Here is a 239-nt window from a genome sequence, read left to right as displayed (position 1 = left end):
CAATTTTATAACGCTCTTTCCCCTTTTCTTTAAAATATGCACTTTCTTGAAATGCTTGTTGTTCCTTATGTTCAGTGGATTTAATTGTCACAGAATATGTTTTACTTTTAGTGCCTTCCTTGTAACATCCACTTTTGAATGGACATACTTTGCATTTTTCAATATCAAAATAGTAGGTATGACTTTGACTATTGTTTGTTCCCTTTTTCCCCGTACGTGCTCTACGAACAGCCATATGT

The 239-nt window shown here is 33.9% G+C and carries 1 pseudogene; it reads right to left on the bottom strand.

Annotated features, from left to right (window positions below):
• Positions 1-239, bottom strand: a pseudogene (locus MR059_RS22535) (IS5/IS1182 family transposase); the annotation flags it as partial.

This window comes from Bacillus cereus group sp. BfR-BA-01522, from assembly GCF_022662635.1.
Classification (GTDB): domain Bacteria; phylum Bacillota; class Bacilli; order Bacillales; family Bacillaceae_G; genus Bacillus_A; species Bacillus_A cytotoxicus.
This window is presented reverse-complemented; position numbering and strand designations above follow the sequence as displayed.